The organism is Microbacterium sp. NPDC058021 (assembly GCF_042885955.1).
Taxonomy (GTDB): Bacteria; Actinomycetota; Actinomycetes; order Actinomycetales; family Microbacteriaceae; genus Microbacterium.
The window spans coordinates 297,385-315,484 of record NZ_JBHVRF010000001.1 but is presented as its reverse complement, the minus strand read 5'-3'; the positions used below and the strand labels follow the sequence as shown (position 1 = coordinate 315,484).

General features: G+C 72.0%; 18 protein-coding genes. 13 read left to right on the top strand and 5 right to left on the bottom strand.

The genetic code is table 11. From position 1 onward, the window contains the following. Positions 1-6 precede the first annotated feature (6 nt). Entirely contained in the window at positions 7-696 is a 690-nt protein-coding gene (locus ACFVR6_RS01530) for a winged helix-turn-helix transcriptional regulator (protein WP_386958146.1), read from the bottom strand. Further along, positions 697-1,131, bottom strand: a complete 435-nt coding sequence (locus tag ACFVR6_RS01525) for a VOC family protein (RefSeq protein ID WP_386958144.1) — start codon at positions 1,129-1,131, stop codon at positions 697-699. A 157-nt stretch (positions 1,132-1,288) separates the two neighbouring features. Here ACFVR6_RS01525 and ACFVR6_RS01520 point away from each other — a divergent pair, with 157 nt between their 5' ends. Further along, on the top strand, positions 1,289-2,560 hold the full coding sequence (locus ACFVR6_RS01520; RefSeq protein ID WP_386958142.1) for a sensor histidine kinase: 1,272 nt from the start codon (positions 1,289-1,291) through the stop codon (positions 2,558-2,560). 44 nt (positions 2,561-2,604) lie between these two features. Beyond that, positions 2,605-3,297, top strand: coding sequence for a response regulator (locus ACFVR6_RS01515; protein ID WP_386958815.1), 693 nt, complete (start codon positions 2,605-2,607; stop codon positions 3,295-3,297). Positions 3,298-3,644: 347 nt separating this feature from the next. On the opposite strand, the gene ACFVR6_RS01510 is transcribed toward ACFVR6_RS01515, so the two are convergent. Continuing rightward, entirely contained in the window at positions 3,645-4,214 is a 570-nt protein-coding gene (locus ACFVR6_RS01510) for an NADPH-dependent FMN reductase (RefSeq protein WP_386958140.1), read from the bottom strand. Between the two features lie 210 nt (positions 4,215-4,424). Here ACFVR6_RS01510 and ACFVR6_RS01505 point away from each other — a divergent pair, with 210 nt between their 5' ends. Both ACFVR6_RS01505 and ACFVR6_RS01500 read left to right on the top strand, forming a co-directional pair. Then, positions 4,425-5,309 carry an ABC transporter ATP-binding protein gene (locus ACFVR6_RS01505; RefSeq protein WP_386958138.1) on the top strand — a complete coding sequence of 295 codons (885 nt, stop codon included), beginning with the start codon at positions 4,425-4,427 and terminating at the stop codon, positions 5,307-5,309. Then, on the top strand, positions 5,306-6,400 hold the full coding sequence (locus tag ACFVR6_RS01500) for an ABC transporter permease (protein ID WP_386958136.1): 1,095 nt from the start codon (positions 5,306-5,308) through the stop codon (positions 6,398-6,400). Before ACFVR6_RS01505 ends, ACFVR6_RS01500 begins: the two co-directional genes overlap by 4 nt. Positions 6,401-6,475: 75 nt before the next feature. Here ACFVR6_RS01500 and ACFVR6_RS01495 read toward each other — a convergent pair whose 3' ends face one another. Both ACFVR6_RS01495 and rraA read right to left on the bottom strand, forming a co-directional pair. Further along, positions 6,476-6,859, bottom strand: a complete 384-nt coding sequence (locus tag ACFVR6_RS01495; RefSeq protein ID WP_386958134.1) for a VOC family protein — start codon at positions 6,857-6,859, stop codon at positions 6,476-6,478. A 71-nt stretch (positions 6,860-6,930) separates the two neighbouring features. After that, complete coding sequence (rraA, locus tag ACFVR6_RS01490) at positions 6,931-7,398, bottom strand: ribonuclease E activity regulator RraA (RefSeq protein ID WP_386958132.1); 468 nt, start codon at positions 7,396-7,398, stop codon at positions 6,931-6,933. A gap of 236 nt (positions 7,399-7,634) precedes the next feature. Between rraA and ACFVR6_RS01485 the strand changes: the two genes are divergently transcribed. The 9 genes from ACFVR6_RS01485 to ACFVR6_RS01445 all read left to right on the top strand — a co-directional run bounded on the left by ACFVR6_RS01485 (position 7,635) and on the right by ACFVR6_RS01445 (position 18,037). After that, positions 7,635-9,236 carry a peptide ABC transporter substrate-binding protein gene (locus ACFVR6_RS01485; RefSeq protein WP_386958130.1) on the top strand — a complete coding sequence of 534 codons (1,602 nt, stop codon included), beginning with the start codon at positions 7,635-7,637 and terminating at the stop codon, positions 9,234-9,236. Between the two features lie 23 nt (positions 9,237-9,259). Next, on the top strand, positions 9,260-10,672 hold the full coding sequence (locus tag ACFVR6_RS01480) for a M14 family zinc carboxypeptidase (RefSeq protein WP_386958128.1): 1,413 nt from the start codon (positions 9,260-9,262) through the stop codon (positions 10,670-10,672). After that, the gene (locus tag ACFVR6_RS01475) at positions 10,657-11,589 is read left to right on the top strand and encodes an ABC transporter permease (RefSeq protein WP_386958126.1); all 933 of its coding nucleotides are present in this window, start codon (positions 10,657-10,659) and stop codon (positions 11,587-11,589) included. The genes ACFVR6_RS01480 and ACFVR6_RS01475 overlap by 16 nt, the downstream gene beginning before the upstream one ends. Continuing rightward, positions 11,582-12,481: an ABC transporter permease gene (locus ACFVR6_RS01470; protein ID WP_386958124.1), complete on the top strand. Its 900-nt coding sequence runs from the start codon at positions 11,582-11,584 to the stop codon at positions 12,479-12,481. Before ACFVR6_RS01475 ends, ACFVR6_RS01470 begins: the two co-directional genes overlap by 8 nt. A 40-nt stretch (positions 12,482-12,521) precedes the next feature. After that, a complete protein-coding gene (locus ACFVR6_RS01465; RefSeq protein WP_386958122.1) occupies positions 12,522-13,064 on the top strand; it encodes a GbsR/MarR family transcriptional regulator in 543 nt (180 codons plus the stop codon). After that, entirely contained in the window at positions 13,061-14,761 is a 1,701-nt protein-coding gene (locus ACFVR6_RS01460) for a dipeptide ABC transporter ATP-binding protein (protein ID WP_386958120.1), read from the top strand. The genes ACFVR6_RS01465 and ACFVR6_RS01460 overlap by 4 nt, the downstream gene beginning before the upstream one ends. 291 nt (positions 14,762-15,052) lie before the next feature. After that, complete coding sequence (locus ACFVR6_RS01455; protein WP_386958118.1) at positions 15,053-16,207, top strand: type III polyketide synthase; 1,155 nt, start codon at positions 15,053-15,055, stop codon at positions 16,205-16,207. Next, positions 16,204-16,914, top strand: coding sequence for a methyltransferase domain-containing protein (locus ACFVR6_RS01450; RefSeq protein ID WP_386958116.1), 711 nt, complete (start codon positions 16,204-16,206; stop codon positions 16,912-16,914). The genes ACFVR6_RS01455 and ACFVR6_RS01450 overlap by 4 nt, the downstream gene beginning before the upstream one ends. Then, the gene (locus ACFVR6_RS01445) at positions 16,907-18,037 is read left to right on the top strand and encodes an FAD-dependent oxidoreductase (protein WP_386958114.1); all 1,131 of its coding nucleotides are present in this window, start codon (positions 16,907-16,909) and stop codon (positions 18,035-18,037) included. Before ACFVR6_RS01450 ends, ACFVR6_RS01445 begins: the two co-directional genes overlap by 8 nt. The last annotated feature ends 63 nt before the right edge of the window (positions 18,038-18,100 follow it).

Sequence of the window (18,100 nt, the reverse complement as noted above, 5' to 3'; positions counted from 1 at the left end):
CTTCGGTCAGGCCGCCGCAGCGGCAGGGTCGATGTGGAAAGTGGTCGCGAACCGCCCCAGCAGCGCGGTGTCGCCGTGCGCGACGGTCACGAGGCCTCGCTCGAGGGCGTCGGCCGGGCGCAGTTCGCCCGAGATGATGCCGCGGATCTCCGGTCCGGCGACGATCACGGCATCCGCACCCGATCCCGCACCGGACCCCGCACCGGTCCCCGCGTCGAGTCGGCGCACCGCGAGGGCCTGCCCGCGCACCCGGGCGCGCAGCCCCACCCCGCCCACGTGCAGGTCGTAGCCCGTCGCGGGCAATGTCGCGGCGGCATCCGGCCGGAACGCGGTGCGCAGCGCCATCGTCAGCGAGTCGGCGGTGACGACGGCGTCGGGCTCGGGCTCCCCCATCGCGGTGAAACCCCACCGGCCGAGGGCGAGCACGATGGGTTCCAGCTCGCGACCGAACGCGGTGAGTTCGTACACGAGCCCGCGATGCGAGAGCGGCACGCGGCGCACGACACCGGCATCCTGCAGCTCCTTCAGCCGGGCGGAGAGGATGTTGGTGGGGATGCGCGGCAGCCCCTGCTTGAGGTCGGTGTAGCGACGCGGGCCCACGAGCAGGTCGCGGATGATGAGCAGCGCCCACCGCTCTCCGACGAGCTCCACGGCGGTCGTGACCCCGCAGTACTGCCCGTAGCTGCGGGCGGCCACCTACGACCGGGCCTGGTCGGCGTAGGCGGCGGGGCCCTGCTCGGCCGCGGCCGGGTCCATGAAGAAGAAGCTCAGCACGTTGCCGTCGGGGTCCTCCAGGTCGCGCGAGTACATGAATCCGAGGTCCTGGGGCGCGCGCGGCTCGACGCCTCCGGACGAGAGGCCGATGTCCATGACGGCGTCGACGTCCTCCCGCGACGGGCGGGTGAGGGCGACCATCACCTGCGCCGTGGCGGCAGGGTCGGCGACGGGCTTGTCGGTGAAGGTGGCGAAGTACTCGCGCGTCAGCATCATGAAGTACGCGCCGTCGCCCCAGTCGATGCAGGCGGCGTTCTCGTCCGTGAACAGCGGGTTGATGGTGGCCCCCAGCGCGGCGTAGAAGGCCTGGCAGCGGTCGAGGTCCGCCGTGGGCAGATTGACGAAGATATCGGTCATGGCGTGCTCCTTTGCAAGCCGCCGCGGGGGCGGATGGCTCATGCTTGCAAAAAACAAGTAGATGGTCAAGAGGCCGTCCTGCGGGCTGGGCGGCGACATCTCCCGGCTCCGTCGTCCGGGGGATGCCGCTCGGCCTGCTCCCCTCTACGTTGGAGGGATGAGCACGGCCACCACCCCGTCCGCCCCGCCGCGGCGCCGCCCCGCGACGGCGGCCGAGCGCCGCAACGACCTCTGGCTCGCCGGCATCCTGCTGGTCGCCGCCGTCATCAGCTCGTGGCTCGGCCAGATCGCGGGATTCTTCGGCGACGACACTCCCGGCCTAGGCTGGGCGCTGCTGTACGCCGCGGCGGTGACGCTCCCGCTCGCCGTGCGCCGACGGCATCCGGAGATCGCCCTCATCATCGTCGCGGTCGGGTTCTTCGCCGGCGTCACGTTCCGCATCCCCGACCTGTACGTCGGCCAGGTCGCGCTGTTCCTGGCGATGTACACGGTCGGAGCGTGGGTCGACGACCGCCGGCGCGCCACCCTCGTGCGCGTGCTGGTCGTGATCGCGATGTTCGTGTGGCTGCTCATCACGATGTTCCAGGCAGCGACCGAACCGGTCGAGGGTGGGCTCTCGACATCGGGCGCGTTCTCGCCGATGGCCGCCTACATGGTCATCCAGTTCCTCATCAATATCTTCTACTTCGGCGGCGCCTACTACCTCGGCGACCGCGCCTACGCCACCGCACTGGCCCGTCGCGCGCTCGAAGAGCGCACCGAGGAACTGGAACGCGAGCGGGAACTGACCGCCGCGCAGGCCGTGGCCCTGGACCGGGTGCGCATCGCCCGCGAGCTGCACGACGTCGTCGCGCACCACGTCTCGGCGATGGGTGTGCAGGCCGGAGCGGCCCGCACCGTGCTGGAGCGCGATCCCGAGGCCGCCACGCGGGCGCTCGCGGGCATCGAGGCGTCATCACGCTCGGCGCTGGACGAGCTGCGTCACCTGCTCGAGACCCTCCGGACCCCGGATGCCGTCGCCGCGCCGGCCGACTCGACGGTGCGGCTGAGCGCCCTCCCCGACCTCGTCGCGCACGCCGCTCACAACGGCCTGCCCACGACGCTGACGATCGTCGGCGATCCGGTCGAACCCTCCGAACTCACGCAGGTGAACCTCTACCGCATCGCGCAGGAGGCGCTCACCAACGCCCGCCGCCACAGCGGCCCCGACGCCGCCGCCGACGTGCGTCTGCGCTACAGCGCGGATGCCGTCGAACTCGAGATCGCCAACACCGGCCGGCCGCAGCCCGGGGCGCGGCCGGGACTCGGGCTCGTGGGGATGCGCGAACGCGCGGTCGCCTCCGGCGGCACGCTGGAGGCGGGGCCGCGCCCCCGCGGCGGGTACCTCGTGCGGGCGCGCCTGCCGCTGGGCGCCGGGGTGTCCGCGTGAGCGCCGCGGCCACTCGCGTGCTGCTGGTCGACGACCACGCCGTCATGCGCGCCGGCTTTCGGATGATCCTCGATGCCGCCGACGACATCGAGGTGGTGGGCGAGGCGGCGACCGGCGTCGAGGCGGTGGCGGCGGCATCCGCATTGCAGCCGCACGTCGTGTGCATGGACGTGCAGATGCCCGACATGGACGGGCTCGAGGCCACCCGGCGCATCGTCGCCGACCCCGACATCGCCGCCGCGGTGGTGATCGTGACGACCTTCGACCGCGACGACTACCTGTTCCAGGCGCTCGCGGCGGGGGCGAGCGGGTTCCTGCTGAAGAACGCCGGCCCCGAGGACCTCACCTCGGCGGTGCGGGTCGCCGCCGCCGGCGACGCGCTGCTCGCCCCCGAGGTCACCCGCCGCGTCATCGAGCGCTTCGCCTCCGCACCCCCCGCGCCGGCCGGAGCTGTTCCGGTGTCACGTGCGCACAGTGCCGACGCCGAGGACCGTGCGCACGTGACACCGGAGCAGCCCGGGGAGGACGGGACGCGGGACGTGCGCGTCGACCTCACCGACCGGGAGGCGGAGGTGCTGCGCCTGCTCGCGCAGGCGTGCAGCAACGCCGAGATCGCCCGCGAGCTGTTCATCGGCGAGGCGACCGTGAAGACGCACGTGTCGAACGTGCTGCAGAAGCTCGGCGCCCGCGACCGGGTCGCCGCCGTCGTCTACGCGCACACGCACGGCCTGGTCTGACCCGGCGCGTCGGCCCGGGGCGCAACACGTGCCCCGAACCCCGACCAGCACCCCATTCGGGGCGCAACACGCGCCCCGAACCGGCCCGGCGCCCCAAACCCGGCCCGGGACCCGAACCCTCTCCGGCATCCATCCGGGGCACGACACGCGCCCCAAACCCCACCCGGCACCCTACCCGGGGCGCAACACGCGCCCCGAACCCCGCCCGGCGCCCCATTCGGGGCGCAACACGCGCCCCAAACCGGCCCGGCGACCCATCCGGGTCCGGGACTCCGGTTCGCGGGGCCGCGAACGCCGAAGCCCCGGCCGCGCAGCGCGCGAACCGGGGCCTCGAACCGAACCGCGGGTCAGGCGGCGACGGATGCCGGGGCGTAGCGCTCGATGAGCGCGACGAACGCCGTGAGGTACGCCGTGAGGAAGCCGGCCGTCTCGAGGTTGGTGACCTCGCCGTCGTCGGTGAACAGGCCGGGGGTCGACTGCACGTAGCCCTCGGGCTGTCCGAGCGTCGGCGCGTTGAAGTGGCTGAGGATCGCCTTCAGGTGCTGCTGCGCGGCCGCCGTGGCGATACCGCCGCCCGAGGTGCCGATGACCGCGGTGGGCTTTCCGTTGAACGACGCCTCGCCGTAGGGGCGGGCCGACCAGTCCAGCGCGTTCTTGAGCACGCCGGGGATCGAGCGGCTGTACTCGGGGGTCACGATGATGACGCCGTCGACGCGGTCGATCGCGTCCTTGAAGTCGCGCGCCGCCTGCGGGAAGTCGGCTTCGAGGTCGACCGAGTAGAACGGCAGATCGGCGATCGGGATCTCCACGAGGGTCACACCCTCGGGTGCGAGGCGCTCGAGCGCCTTCGCCAGGCGACGGTTGATCGAGGTCGACGACAGGCTGCCGACGATGTAGCCGATGGTGAGGTCGGTCATGGGGTGATTCCTCCAAGGGGGCTGACGGGTCGCGGATGGCGGCACCGGTTCGGGTAACGCGCCACTCGGCACGTCCATTCCACCGCATGGACTTAGGCGCTGTCTGGGAGCGCCCTCCCCCGCAGGGAGGAGGCCGCGAACCCACCTCAGGGGGGAGGTGACGCCACCGGCCCGTCCGTAGCGTGGAGGTATCGACTGAGGAGGAGCTTGATGCTCGAACTGAACGGGATCACCAAGAGCTACGGCGGGCGCCGTGTGCTCGACGACGTCGGGTTCACCGTCGCCCCCGGGCGGCTCACCGGCTTCGTCGGCGGCAACGGCGCCGGCAAGACCACGACGATGCGCATCATCCTGGGTGTGCTGGCCAAGGATGCCGGCACCGTCACCCTCGACGGCGCCCCCGTCACCGCGGCCGACCGCCGTCGCTTCGGCTACATGCCCGAAGAGCGCGGCCTCTACCCGAAGATGAAGGTGCTCGAGCACATCGTCTACCTCGCCCGCCTGCACGGGTTCTCGAAGTCGGATGCCACGACCCGCGCGACCGCCCTGCTCGAGGAGCTGGGACTCGGCGAGCGCCTCGGCGACGACGTCGAGACCCTGTCGCTCGGAAACCAGCAGCGCGCGCAGATCGCGGCCGCCCTCGTGCACGACCCGCAGGTGCTGATCCTCGACGAGCCGTTCTCGGGCCTGGACCCGCTGGCCGTCGACGTCGTCGCCGGCGTGCTGCAGGGCCGCGCCGCCCAGGGCACCGCGGTGCTCTTCTCCTCCCACCAGCTCGACGTGGTCGAGCGACTGTGCGATGACCTCGTGATCATCGCCGGCGGCACGATCCGCGCCGCCGGCTCCCGCGACGACCTGCGCGCGGCGCACTCCACCCGCCGGTTCGAGCTCGTCTCGGCCGGCGACGCGGGATGGCTGCGCGAGGAGCCCGGCATCACCGTGCTGGAGTTCGACGGCGGCTACGCCCTGTTCGACGCCGACTCCGACGACACGGTGCAGACCGTGCTGCGCCGCGCCGTCGCCGCCGGCGACGTCGCCAGCTTCGCCCCCCGGCATCCGTCCCTCGCCCAGATCTTCAAGGAGGTCATCCAGTGAACACCGCCCCCTCCTTCGCCTCGAGCACCTGGCTCGTCGCCGAGCGCGAGATCGGCTCCAAGCTCCGCAGCAAGACGTTCCTGATCTCCACCGGCATCCTGTTCCTCATCACCCTCGCCGGGGTGCTGTGGGCCGGGTTCGCCGCCCAGTCCGACACCCGCATCCCCGTGGCGGTGACCGGCGAGACCGCCCAGATCATCGCTCCGCTGGACAGCGCCGTCGATGCCACGGAGGTCGGCTCCGCCGAGGCGGCCCGCGACCTGGTGCGCGAGGGCGAAGTGGACGCGGCCATCATCCCCGGCGGCGAGGGCGGATTCGACTTCACCGTCGTCGGCGACGACGCCGTGCCGTCCAGCCTGCTGTCGGCGCTCAGCGTCTCGCCGCCCGTCGAGCTGCTGCAGCCGGACGGCGACGGCGACGACGGCCTGATGCGCTACTTCGTCTCGCTCGCGTTCGGGGTCGTGTTCCTCATGGCCGCCGCCACCTTCGGCTCGACCATCGCGCAGAGCGTCGTGGAGGAGAAGGCCACCCGCGTGGTGGAGCTGCTCATCTCCGCCGTCCCGACCCGGGCCCTGCTCGCCGGCAAGGTCGTGGGCAACACCGTGCTCGCGATGGGGCAGATCATCGGTCTCGCCGCGGTCGCGGTGGTGGGTCTGACCGTCACCGGGCAGACCGAGCTGCTCGCCGGACTCGGCGCGCCGCTGGTGTGGTTCGCGGTGTTCTTCCTTTTCGGGTTCGTGCTGCTGGCGTCGCTGTTCGCCGCGGCCGCTGCGATGGTCTCGCGCCAGGAGGACATCGGGTCGACCACGACGCCGCTGACGTTCCTCGTGATGGCGCCGTACTTCCTCGTCATCTTCTTCAACGACAACCCCACCGTCATGACGATCATGTCGTACGTGCCGTTCTCGGCGCCGGTCGGAATGCCGGTGCGGGTCTTCTTCGGCGACGCGCAGTGGTGGGAGCCGATCGTCTCGCTCGTCATCCTGCTGATCACGTGTGTGGCGGCGATCTGGGTCGGCGCGAAGATCTACGAGAACTCCATCCTGCGGATGGGCGCGCGCGTGCGTCTCAAGGAGGCGCTCAGCGCCTGACGCTCAGCATGACGCGGATGCCGCGCTCTCGGCCGATCGGCCGGGTCGCGGCATCCGTCGTCTCCTTCCGGGGTTCTAGCCTTCTTCGAGCACGGACAGCACGTTGCCGGCGGGATCGCGGAACCACGCGATCGCCGGGCCGCCGTTGCCGCGCGCGATGCCGCGTTCGTCGGTGCCGAAGTCGGGGTCGGTGTAGATCTTGGTCTCGACGCCTCGACTGCGGAGGTCATCGACCGCGGCATCCACGTCGTCGACGACGAAGTTGAGGATCGTGAACGTCGCGGGCTGGTGGTCGCGTTTGGGGTAGGCGATCGCCCGGCCGCCGCGCGCGAAGCGGATCTCGATGATCCCCATGTCGCCGAGCGACGCCTCGAGGCCGAGGGTGTCGCGGTAGAAGGCGAGGGCGGCGTCGATGTCGTCCACCGAGAAGCCGCTGAAGGCGGGGGCGTCTGTGAGCACGATCTCCTCCTGTCGTCGGGTGTTGCCGCCAGCATGCGCCCGCGGCCGTCCGATGTCGAGAGGGGGCCCGTTCAGCGCTCGACGAGCACCCCGTCGCCGTCTGCCCACACGTGCTTGCCGGGGATGAACACGATGCCGGCGATCGTCACGTGCACGTCGATCTCGCCGACTCCGGCCTTCGCGCTCGTGCGCGGGTTCGTGCCGAGCGCCTTGATGCCGATGGCGAGGCCGCCGAGCGCGTCGCGATCACGCACCGCGCCGTGCACGATGATCCCGGCCCAGCCGTTGTCGACGGCGGATGCCGCGATGCGGTCTCCCACGAGCGCCGACTCGAGCGACCCGGCGCCGTCGACCACGAGCACCGCCCCGTCGCCGGGGGTGGCGAGGGTCTGCTTCACCAGTGCGTTGTCGCGGTGGCAGCGGATGGTGCGCACCGGCCCGTCGAAGGCGGTGAGCCCGCCGAAGTCGTGGAGCTGGAGGGCGAGGGAGTCGAGCTCGTCGCCTCGTTGGTCGTACAGGTCCGCCGTCGCGATCGCCATGCCGACACGTTAGCGGTCGGTGGGCGGGCCGTCACGGCGGCGTAACACGGCGAACCGGGTATTGCGCGAAACCACACCGACTGTTTCACTGCTATTACAAATTTCAGTAATTTGTGAAATTTCATTGATTACTGAACCACCGGCGCTCTAGCGTGCAGGAAAGCTCCCCCGAACCCGGCAGGGAGTGGCCCCCGCACTCGGCGCGGCACCTGTCAGGTGCGGCTCAAGGAGGAGTTATGCACACCACGGCAAGAATCGTCACCGCCGCATCAGCGGCGCTGGCCCTGACCCTCGTCGGCTGTTCAGCGTCGACACCCGATGAGGAGGCGACGGCCGAGCCGCTCCGCTTCGCCATCGAAGAACCCGACAGCCTCGTTCCCGGCAACCACTTCTCGACCTACGACCTCGTGCAGCCGCTGTTCTCATCGCTCACGACGATCGACAGCGAAGGCGAGCTCAGCTACCTCGCCGCCGAATCGGTCGAGTCCGACGACGCACAGGTGTGGACGATCACGCTGCGCGAGGGCTGGACCTTCCACGACGGCGAGCCGGTGACGGCGCAGGACTACGTCGACACCTGGAACTACGCCGCCTACGGCCCCCACGGCTGGGTCAACGGCCCGCAGCTGGCGCGCGTGGCCGGGTACGCCGACCTCAATCCCGCCGAGGGCGAGCCGGCCACGACCGAGCTGTCGGGGCTGACCGTCGTCGATGACCTGACCTTCACCGTCGAGCTCGTCGCCCCCGACCGTCAGTTCCCGCTGCAGCTGACCTCCGGTCAGACAGGGCTCTACCCGCTGCCGTCGGAAGCGCTGGCCGACGTCGCCGCCTGGGAGGAGAACCCGGTCGGCAACGGCCCGTTCCGCCTCGTCGACGGCTGGGCGCCCACGAGCCCGATCGAGGCCGTCGCCTACGAGGACTACGCCGGACCCGCGCCGAGCGTCGAGGCGGTGACGTTCGTGCCGTACCTGGACACCGCGACGGCGTACACCGACGCCCTGGCCGGCGAGGTCGACATCGTCGGGATCGGCGGCTCGCAGGTCACCCAGGCCCGCAACGACTTCGGCGAGCACGTCTACGAGCTCGACGCCCCCGGCGTGGACTTCCTCGGGTTCGCCCTCGACGACCCGCGGTTCGCCGACGTGCGCGTGCGACAGGCGATCTCGATGGCGATCGACCGCGAGGCGATCAACGACGCCGTGTTCGGCGGCTCGCAGATCCCCGCGACCTCGCTGACGTCTCCCAGCATGCCCGGCGACCCCGCCGGCATCTGCGGCCAGTACTGCGAGTTCGACCCCGAGGCCGCGCGGGCGCTGCTCGAAGAGGCCGGCGGTTTCGAGGGCGGCATGGAGATCTACTTCATCGCCAACTGGGGCCAGGAGGACCTCTTCGAGGCGATCGCCAACCAGATCCGCCAGAACCTCGGCATCGAGAGCGTCGTCGCCGCACCGGCATCCGACTTCGCCGCGTTCACCGAGCGCGTCGGGAACGGAGAGGTCAACGGCCCGTTCCGCGCCCGCTGGGGCGCGCTGTACCCGAGCCAGCAGAACACCCTGACGGCTGTGTACACCGCGACCGGCGAGGGCAACTTCGGCGCCGGCGGCTACTCCAACCCCGAGGTCGACGAACTGCTGCGCGCAGCGGATGCCGCCGAGTCGCTCGAGGAGTCGTACGAGGGGTATGCACTCGTACAGGAGCGCATCCTCGAGGACTTCCCCACCGTGCCGCTGTTCGGCAACCGCTACCTGTACGTGACGTCGGACCGCATCTCCGAGCTGCCCACGGTCTCCGGCAGCGTCGACCTGACGAAGGTCGTCCTGGCGGACGCGGCATCCTGATCCCACCGGAAGAGACACACTCCTTGTACGAACCCGCTGCGGCGGTGCCGGCGCTCGGCACGGCGGAGGACATCCTCCGCCGTGCCGGTGCGGTGCCCGCCCACACCGCCTTCCCCACCGTCGACGAGCTGCTGGCCGCCATGGAGCGGTTGCGCACCCGGCGTCCCGATCTGGTGACCGTCGAGCGCGTCGGCACCAGCCGTCTGGGCGAGCCGATGCCGCTGTACCACGTGGGGGCGGGCTCACGATCGGCGCTCGTGGTCGGCGGCGTGCATCCGAACGAGCCCATCGGCTCACTGACCGCGCTGCACCTGGTCGAGCAGCTGATCACCGACGACGCCCTGCGCGAGGGTCTCGACACCACCTGGCATGTGATGCCGTGCGCCGACCCCGACGGCATGCGCTTGAACGAGGGCTGGTTCGCCGACCCGGCCGACCGCGAGACGTACGCACGGGAGTTCTTCCGGCCCGCCCCCACCGAGCAGGTGGAGTGGACCTTCCCCTTCTCCTACAAGTCCGCATACTTCGACGCCATGATGCCGGAGACCCAGGCGCTCGCGCGGGCCATCGACCTCACCGCCCCGGAGCTGTACGTGCCGCTGCACAACAGCGAGGGCGGCGGCGCCTACTTCTATCTCTCCCGCCCGGCGCCCGGCCTCTACGACATGCTGCACGCGCTGCCGGCCGCGCTCGGCATCCCGCTGCACGCCGGCGAGCCCGAGGGCGCGCACTTCCGGGTGCTCGCCCCGGCGATCTACGAGATGGGCACCCTCGAGGACGTCTACGACTGGAGCGAGGCGCTGGGCGTGGACCCCTACCCGCCCGGCTCCGGCGGCGACGCGTCGACGTCGTACGCCCGCAAGCACGGCACCCTCTCCCTCATCGCCGAGCTCCCCCAGTTCAGCGACCCGGCCGCCGACGACACGTCGATCACCGACCTCAGCTACGCCGGCGAGCTGCGCCGCTCGGGCGAGCAGCTCGTCGACTGCGGCGAGAGACTGGTCGCGCTCATCGCCGCCGCCGCCCCGCACCTGCGGCTGGACACCCCCCTGCTGCGCGCCGCCCGCGTCTTCGCCCCCCTGGCGGTCTCGTCCGGCGAGGCGAGCATCGCCCGCGCCGCGACCCCCGAGTCCGACCGCGCCGCCACCGTCGCCGAGGTCGGTGCGCTGGAGGACGTGGTGCGACTGCACCGGCTGCGCTGGGGCGGCATGCTCACGCGCGCCCTCCGCGCCGAGGTGGATGCCGGCACCGCCGCCCCCGAGGTGCGCCGCGTCGCCGCGACCGCCGAAGACCTCTTCGACGGCTGGCTGCAGGAGGCGCTCACCGCGCGGGGTGCGGCGCCGCTGCCGCTGTCGGCCGTGATCGGCGCGCAGTACGGAGCGATCCTCGCCGCCCATTCCGAGCTGTCGAGGGAGCGGTCGTGCGCCTCTTCCTGACGATCCTGCAGCGGTTCGCCGGCTTCGCGCTGGTGTTCGTCGGGGTGACCTTCATCATCTATCTCACCGTGTTCAGCCTGCCCGGCGACGCGGTGCGGGCCCTGGCCGGCGACCGCCAGCTGCCGCAGTCGGTGATCGACGCGATCAACGCGCGCTACCTGCTGGATCAGCCGCTGTGGGTGCAGTACACCAACTACCTCGGCAACCTGCTGCGCGGCGATCTCGGGGTCGATCTCACCGGGCGCTCCGTGGCCGATCAGCTCGCCACCCGGTGGCCGGTGACGATCACCCTCGCCCTCACCGCGTGGACGATCCAGCTCGTGCTGGGGCTCGCGATCGGCATCGTCTCGGCGCTGAAGCGCGGCACGGTCATCGACCGGGGGCTGCTCGTGGTCACGATCGCCCTCAGCTGCATCCCGGTGTTCGTGCTCGGCATCACGGCGCAGATCGTCTTCGGCGTGCGGCTGGACTGGCTTCCGGTCGCCGGCATCCGCGACGGCTGGCCGGTGTCGTACCTGCTGCCCGCCCTGGTGATCGCCCTGTTCGGCCTGGCATCCGTCTCACGCCTGGTGCGCGGATCGATGATCGACAACCTCGAGGCCGATTACGTGCGCACCGCCCGGGCCAAGGGCATCGGGGAGTCCCGCGTGGTGGGACTGCACGTCATGCGCAACTCGCTCATCCCGACGGCGACGTTCCTGGCCACCGACCTCGGCTTCCTCCTCGGCGGCGCCGTGGTGATCGAGGGGATCTTCAACCTCCCCGGTGTCGGGAACCTGCTGTTCTCGGCGATCCGCAACCACGAGGCCACGCTCGTCGTGGGCATCTCCACGGCCCTCATCGTCATCTTCCTGCTCACGTCGCTGGTGGTCGACGCCCTCCACGCGCTGCTCGACCCGAGGATCCGCCGTGCCTAACGCCACCGTCCCGAAGACCACGACCATCCCCGCCGTCCGTGCGCGCCGCGCCGGCGCCTGGCGACTGCTGGCGCGCCGCCCGCTGTTCTGGGTGGCCGCGGCGGTGCTGGGGGTGATCGTGGCATTCGCCCTCGCCCCCGCCCCCTTCGCCGGCATCTTCGGCAACGGCGATCCGCGTGCGTGCGATCTGGCCGACAGCTCCAAGACCTCGGCGCCCGGGCATCCGTTCGGCTTCGATCTGCAGGGCTGCGACATCTGGGCGGGCGCCGTGTACGGCGCGCAGAGTTCCCTCGCGGTGGGGTTGCTCGCCACCGCGATCTCCCTGACGCTGGCGATCGTGCTCGGCGCTCTCGCGGGCATGGGCGGTCGGGTCGTCGACTGGACGGTGTCCCGGGTGACCGAAGTGTTCCTGGGGTTCCCGTTCCTCCTCGCCGCGATCGTCGTGCTCAACACCCTCGGCGTGCGCAATGTGCTCACGGTGAGCGTCGTGCTCGGCGTCTTCGGATGGCCCATGATGGCGCGTCTCATGCGCGGGTCGGTGCGTTCGGTCGCGAAGGCCGACTACGTGCTCGCCGCCCGCACGATGGGGCTCGGCACCGGGCGCATCGTGGCGCGCTACGTGCTGCCCAACGCCGTGCAGCCGGTGCTGCTGCTGGCGACCCTCACCGTCGGCGCGGTCATCGTCGCCGAGAGCACGCTGACCTATCTCGGCATCGGGCTGTCGTCGCCGGCCATCTCGTGGGGGCTGCAGATCGCCGCCGGTTCCCGTGTCTTCCAGACGTCGCCGCACGTGCTGGTGCTGCCGAGCGTGATGCTGGCCCTCACGGTGCTCACGATCGTCGCGATCGGCGAAGAGCTGCGCAGCGTCTTCGATCCGCGCGAGCGGAGATGAGGGTGCGATGCTGAAGATCCCGCAGGGAAGGACCGAGGTCATGAGCGAAGAGACCGGGCACACGGATGCCGGTGAGACGGATGCCGTCGACGAGCGCGAGCAGTACCGTCGCCAGTTCGCCGAGGACATCAGCCTGATCTGGGAGATGGCCGGCACCTCGCGGATGGACGGGCGGGTGCTGGGCTACCTCATGATCATGGACCGCCCCTACATCTCCTCCGCCGACCTCGCCGCAGCGCTCGGTGCGAGCACGGGGGCGGTGTCGATGGCCACGCGCCGCCTGATCGACACCAACTTCATCCGCCGTCACTCGCTGCCGGGCGATCGCAACCACTACTTCAAGGCCGAGGAGGACCCCTGGGGCAGCTTCCTGGCCAACGAGCGCCGCTACTTCGACAAGCAGATCAGCTCCCTCGACGCGGCGCTGCGCTGGGTGAGTCCCGAGGAGACCGAGGCCCGGGTGCGGCTGACCAACGGCCGCGACTACCTGGAGTGGGTGCAGGACTACCACCACAAGATGCTCGCCGACTGGCGCGAGCACAAGCGCGCCCGTGAGGCCGGACTGCCGGAGGGCGGCGCATGAGCGCGCCGACCGGGGCCGCGGGTCCGGGCGGGACGGGCGCACCGTCGCCGGTGCCGCCGGTGCCGCCGCCGGTCCTGAGCGTGCAGGATCTGCGCGTGCGCTTCGGTCGGGAGCATCCGGTCGAGGTCGTGCACGGCCTCGACCTCGACATCGCGCCCGGCGAAGTGGTCGCAGTCGTGGGCGAATCCGGCTCGGGCAAGTCCGTCACCGCGCTGTCGATCATCGGGCTGCTGCCTGATGGCGCGACGGCATCCGGATCGGTGCGGCTGCAGGGGCGGGAGATCCTCGGCCTCAGCTCCCGCGAGCTACGCGGCGTGCGCGGTGCGCAGATCGCGCTCATCTCCCAGGACCCGGTCGCCTCGCTCAACCCGGTGTTCACGATCGGCTTCCAGGTGATCGAGGCCGTACGCGCGCACAACCGTGCCCTGCGCGGCGCCGCCGCCCGCCGCCGCGCGATCGAGCTGCTCGCGCTCGTCGACATCCCCGACCCCGAGCGGCGCATGGGACAGTACCCGCACGAGCTGTCGGGCGGTCAGTGCCAGCGGGTGGGCATCGCCATGGCGCTGGCATCCGACCCGCAGCTGCTCATCGCCGACGAACCCACGACGGCGCTCGATGTCACGGTGCAGGCCGAGGTGCTCGACGTGCTCGCCCGGCTCGGCCGGCGCGATGGCCGCGGCATCCTGCTCATCACCCACGACATGGGGGTGGTGGCCGAGCTCGCCGACCGGGTCGTGGTGATGCGCGACGGACTGCGTGTGGAGGAGGGCGCGACCGAGACCGTGCTCACCGCGCCGGCCGCCGCCTACACGCGCCAGCTCTTGGATGCCGTCCCCCGCATCGGCGCGCGCGGGGCGGGATCGCCCGTTGCCGACAACGGCCTCATGCTCGACGTGCGCGGGCTCGTCGTCTCGTACGGCAGTCGCCTGCGTGGCACGGTGCGCGCCGTCGACGGCGTGGACCTGCAGGTCGGACGCGGCGAGATCCTCGGTCTCGTCGGCGAGTCCGGCAGCGGGAAGTCCACGATCGGGCGCGCCGTCATCGGTGCCGCCCCCGTGACCGAGGGCACGATCGTCATCGATGGTCTCGACCTGCGCACCGCGGGGCGGGCGGAGCGTCGCCGGATGCTTCGGCGCATCGGCGTGGTGTTCCAGAACCCGGCCCTGTCGCTCAACCCGCGCTACACCGTGCGGCAGAGCGTCGCGGAGCCGGTGGCGACGATCATGGGGCTGCGCGGGCCCGAACTGGCCGAGCGCGTGGACGAGCTGCTGGAGTCGGTCGGGCTGCATGAGCGCGGCGAACGCTACCCGCACGAGCTGTCGGGTGGCCAGCGCCAGCGCGTGGCGATCGCGCGCGCCGTCGCGCTCGACCCGGCGCTGCTCATCGCCGACGAGCCGACCAGTGCGCTCGACGTCTCGGTGCAGGCGCAGGTGCTCGAGGTGTTCCGCGAGCTGCAGCAGCGGCTGCGCTTCGCGTGCGTCTTCGTCAGCCACGATCTGGCCGTCGTCGACGAGCTCTGCGACCGCGTGACGGTGCTGCACCGCGGCAAAGTGGTCGAGTCGGGCGACCGTGAACGCGTGCTGCGGCATCCGGAGGATCCGTACACCCGGCGGCTCATCGCCGCAGCTCCCGTTCCCGACCCGGTGCTGCAGCGCGCACGGCGGGCCGAGCGGCTCGCGGGGGTCGCAGCGGGCTGAGCCGCGGGCGGGGCGTCGCCGGGACTGGTGTCGTGGCGAGCGTCGGAGATGTGGTGAGGGTAGGCCGTTTTCCGCGGCATCCGTCCTACGCTGGCCCCATCTCCTGCGCTCGTGACGGACGCGCGGATGCCGCGGACGGATGCCGCGGACGCGGTGAATACTCACTCGGCACTGCGAATACTCACTCGGCGGCGCGAATACTCACTCGGCGGCGGGGCGGCACACTGTAGACGGCCGACGCCGCACGCACCAGTGCGCGCATCCGGGCCCCCGTCCTGGTTATCGTGAACCATGGTCACCAGCGTCCTGTCGATCGGCACCGCGGTCCCGCCGACACGGCTGGCGCAGCAGCACGTGCGCGACCTGTTCGCCGCCCAACCCGGCACCAGCCGACTCACCCAGCGCCTCATCGGAGCCGCGTTCGATGCCTCCGGCATCGATCATCGCCACACGGTGCTGGCGGAGTTCTCCGGACAAGCGCCGCAGACGCCCTCCGGCATCCCGGTCCTCGACGACACCGGCCGCATCCTGTCCCCCTCCACCGGGGCGCGCAACGACGAGTACATCCGGCAGGCGCCTCCCCTGTTCGCCGCAGCGGCGGATGCCGCGCTGCGCGGAGCCGGCGTCGCGCCCGGCCAGGTGACCCACGTCGTGACCGTCTCGTGCACGGGCATGTTCGCGCCCGGGCCGGACTACCGCCTGGTGCGCGACCTCGGCCTGCCGGTGACGGTCGAGCGTTACCACCTGGGCTTCGTCGGCTGCGCGGCCGCCCTTCCCGGCCTGCGCACCGCGGCGCGCATCTGCGCCGGCGATCCCGACGCGGTCGTGCTCGTCGTGTGCGCCGAGCTGTGCACCCTCCACTTCCGTGTTTCGGACGACCCGCAGCAGATCGTCTCGTCATCGGTGTTCGCCGACGGCGCCGCCGCCGCGGTCGTCAGCGCAGATCCCACCCTGCGCGGCGCGCACTGGCTGGAGCTCGAGCGCTTCGGGACCGCAGTGACCGACGACGGCGAACAGGACATGGCCTGGACCGTCGGCGACGAGGGATTCGACATGGTCCTCTCCGCCGAAGTCCCCCGCATCATCGGGCGTGAGATCCGCGGTGCCGTCGCGCGGTTCCTGGGCGAGGACGAAGTGGATGCCTGGGCGGTGCACCCCGGCGGACGCAGCGTGCTGGACCGCGTCGAGACCGGACTCGACCTGCCGGCATCCGCGCTGGCGGCCTCTCGCGGCGTGCTGCGCGACTACGGCAACATGTCCAGCGCGACGATCCTGTTCATCCTGCGTGCCTTCCTCGACGGCACGGCGGGCGACGCGGCAGCCGGCACCGCGGGCGACACCGCGCCCGGCGGTCAGCGCGGCCAGCGCATCGCGGCGCTCGCCTTCGGGCCGGGCCTCACCGTGGAATCCGCCCTCCTCACCCGCCGCGCCGCGGAGCGCGCGTGACTCTCGCCGTGCGCGACACCGCGCTGCGTGAGCTCATGGACGACCCGCACTGCGATCCCGCACGACTGGATGCCACGCTCCGGCGATTCGGCACGGTCAACCGGCTCGTCTCGGGCTGGGGGCACGTCTACCGACGCCGGCTGCGCCCGCACCTCGCCGCGCTCGGCCGTCCCGCCCGCGTGCTCGACCTCGGCTCCGGCGGCGGCGACGTCGTGACGCGGCTGGCGGGTCTCGCCCGCCGCGACGGACTGCGGGTGGACTGGCTCGGCGTCGACCCCGACCCGCGCGCGCTCGCGATGGCCGAGCGCCGCGTAGCGACGAACGTGCACTTCCGCTGCGCCGACTCGACCGGCCTGCTGGCCGAAGGCGCGACCTTCGACGCCGTCGTGTCCAACCACGTGCTCCATCACCTCACGCCCGACGAGCTGCACCGCTTCACCGCCGAGTCGCTCGCCCTGTCGACCGGGCCGGTGCTGCACGGCGACATCGCCCGCGACCGGGTCGCGTTCGGCCTGTACGCCATCGGCATCACCCCGATCGCGCCCGGCACGTTCCTGCGCACCGACGGACTGCGGTCGATCCGCCGCAGCTACCGCGCCGACGAACTGCAGCACGCCCTCGCCGCGGCCGGCCACAACGGCAACGGGTGGCGTGTCGAGAGCCATCCCCCGTTCCGCCTGCTCGCCCATGCGACCGGCCATGCCTGACGTCCTCATCGTGGGGGCGGGGCCTGTCGGCACCTTCCTCGCCGCCGAACTCGCCCGCCGTGGCGTCGACGCCGAGGTGTGGGATCGCCGCGCCGTCGTGGGCGACGGCACCCGGGCGATCGGCCTGCACGCTCCCACCCTCGCCGCCCTCGAGGCCGGCGGCGCCACCGACCGCATCCTGCAGCGCGCCGTGCGCGTGCACCGCGGCGAGGCGCGCAGCGACGGCCGACTGCTGGGAGTCGTGCGCTTCGACCGGCTGCGCACGCGGCATCCCTACGTCGCCACGCTCCCGCAGGCCGAGACCGAGGCGGCACTCGCCGTCGGCGCGCCCAGCCCACGGCGCGGCGTCACCGTCACCGCGATCACCGCCGACGGGGACCGGATGCGCGTGCATTCCGGGGCGGGCGACACCGCCGCGCCGCTCGTCGTCGTCGCCGGCGGCGCGGGCGCCCGCAGCCTCGTCTACCGCCCGGGCCGACCGGCGGGCGCGGAGTACCCCGATCGCTATCTGATGGCGGATGCCGCGGTGCCGCCCCGCGACGACCACGCCGTTGCCGTTGTGCACCTCGGTCACGCGGGGGTGCTGGAATCGTTCCCCCTCCCCGACGACCGCCGCCGGTTCGTCGCGTGGGACGGCGGCGGCGACGCCGACGGCGACGCGCCTGCGCGGTTGACGCGGCTGCGCGCCGCGTTGATCGCGCGCGGCGAGTATGCCGGGGCCGCGGCGATCACCGCCGCCACCATGTTCCGGGTGCGGCGCGTGGTCGCGCCCCGCCTGCGCCGCGATCGCCTGTTCGTCATCGGCGACACGGCACACGAGGTGAGCCCCATCGGCGGGCAGGGAATGAACCTGGGCCTCTTGGATGCCGCGGGGCTCGCGCCGCTCCTCGCGCAGTGGGTGCGGCGCGGGGCCGCGCCCGAGCCGGAACTCGCGGCCTGGGAGCGCGACCGGGTGGGCTCTGCCCGCCGTGCGGCGCGGCTCGCGACGATGAACACCACGCTCGGCCGGCCGGCGGCAGCCGCCGTGAGCGGGGTGCGCGCGCAGGCGATGCGCGTGGCGCTGGCCGCCGGCGGCGGGCTCTTCGCCCGCGCCTACGCGATGGGCTTCGACTCGGCCCGCTGACGACTCCGGCATCCGCTCCTGCAGCGCGAATACTCACTCGGCCACGCGAATGCTCACTCGGCA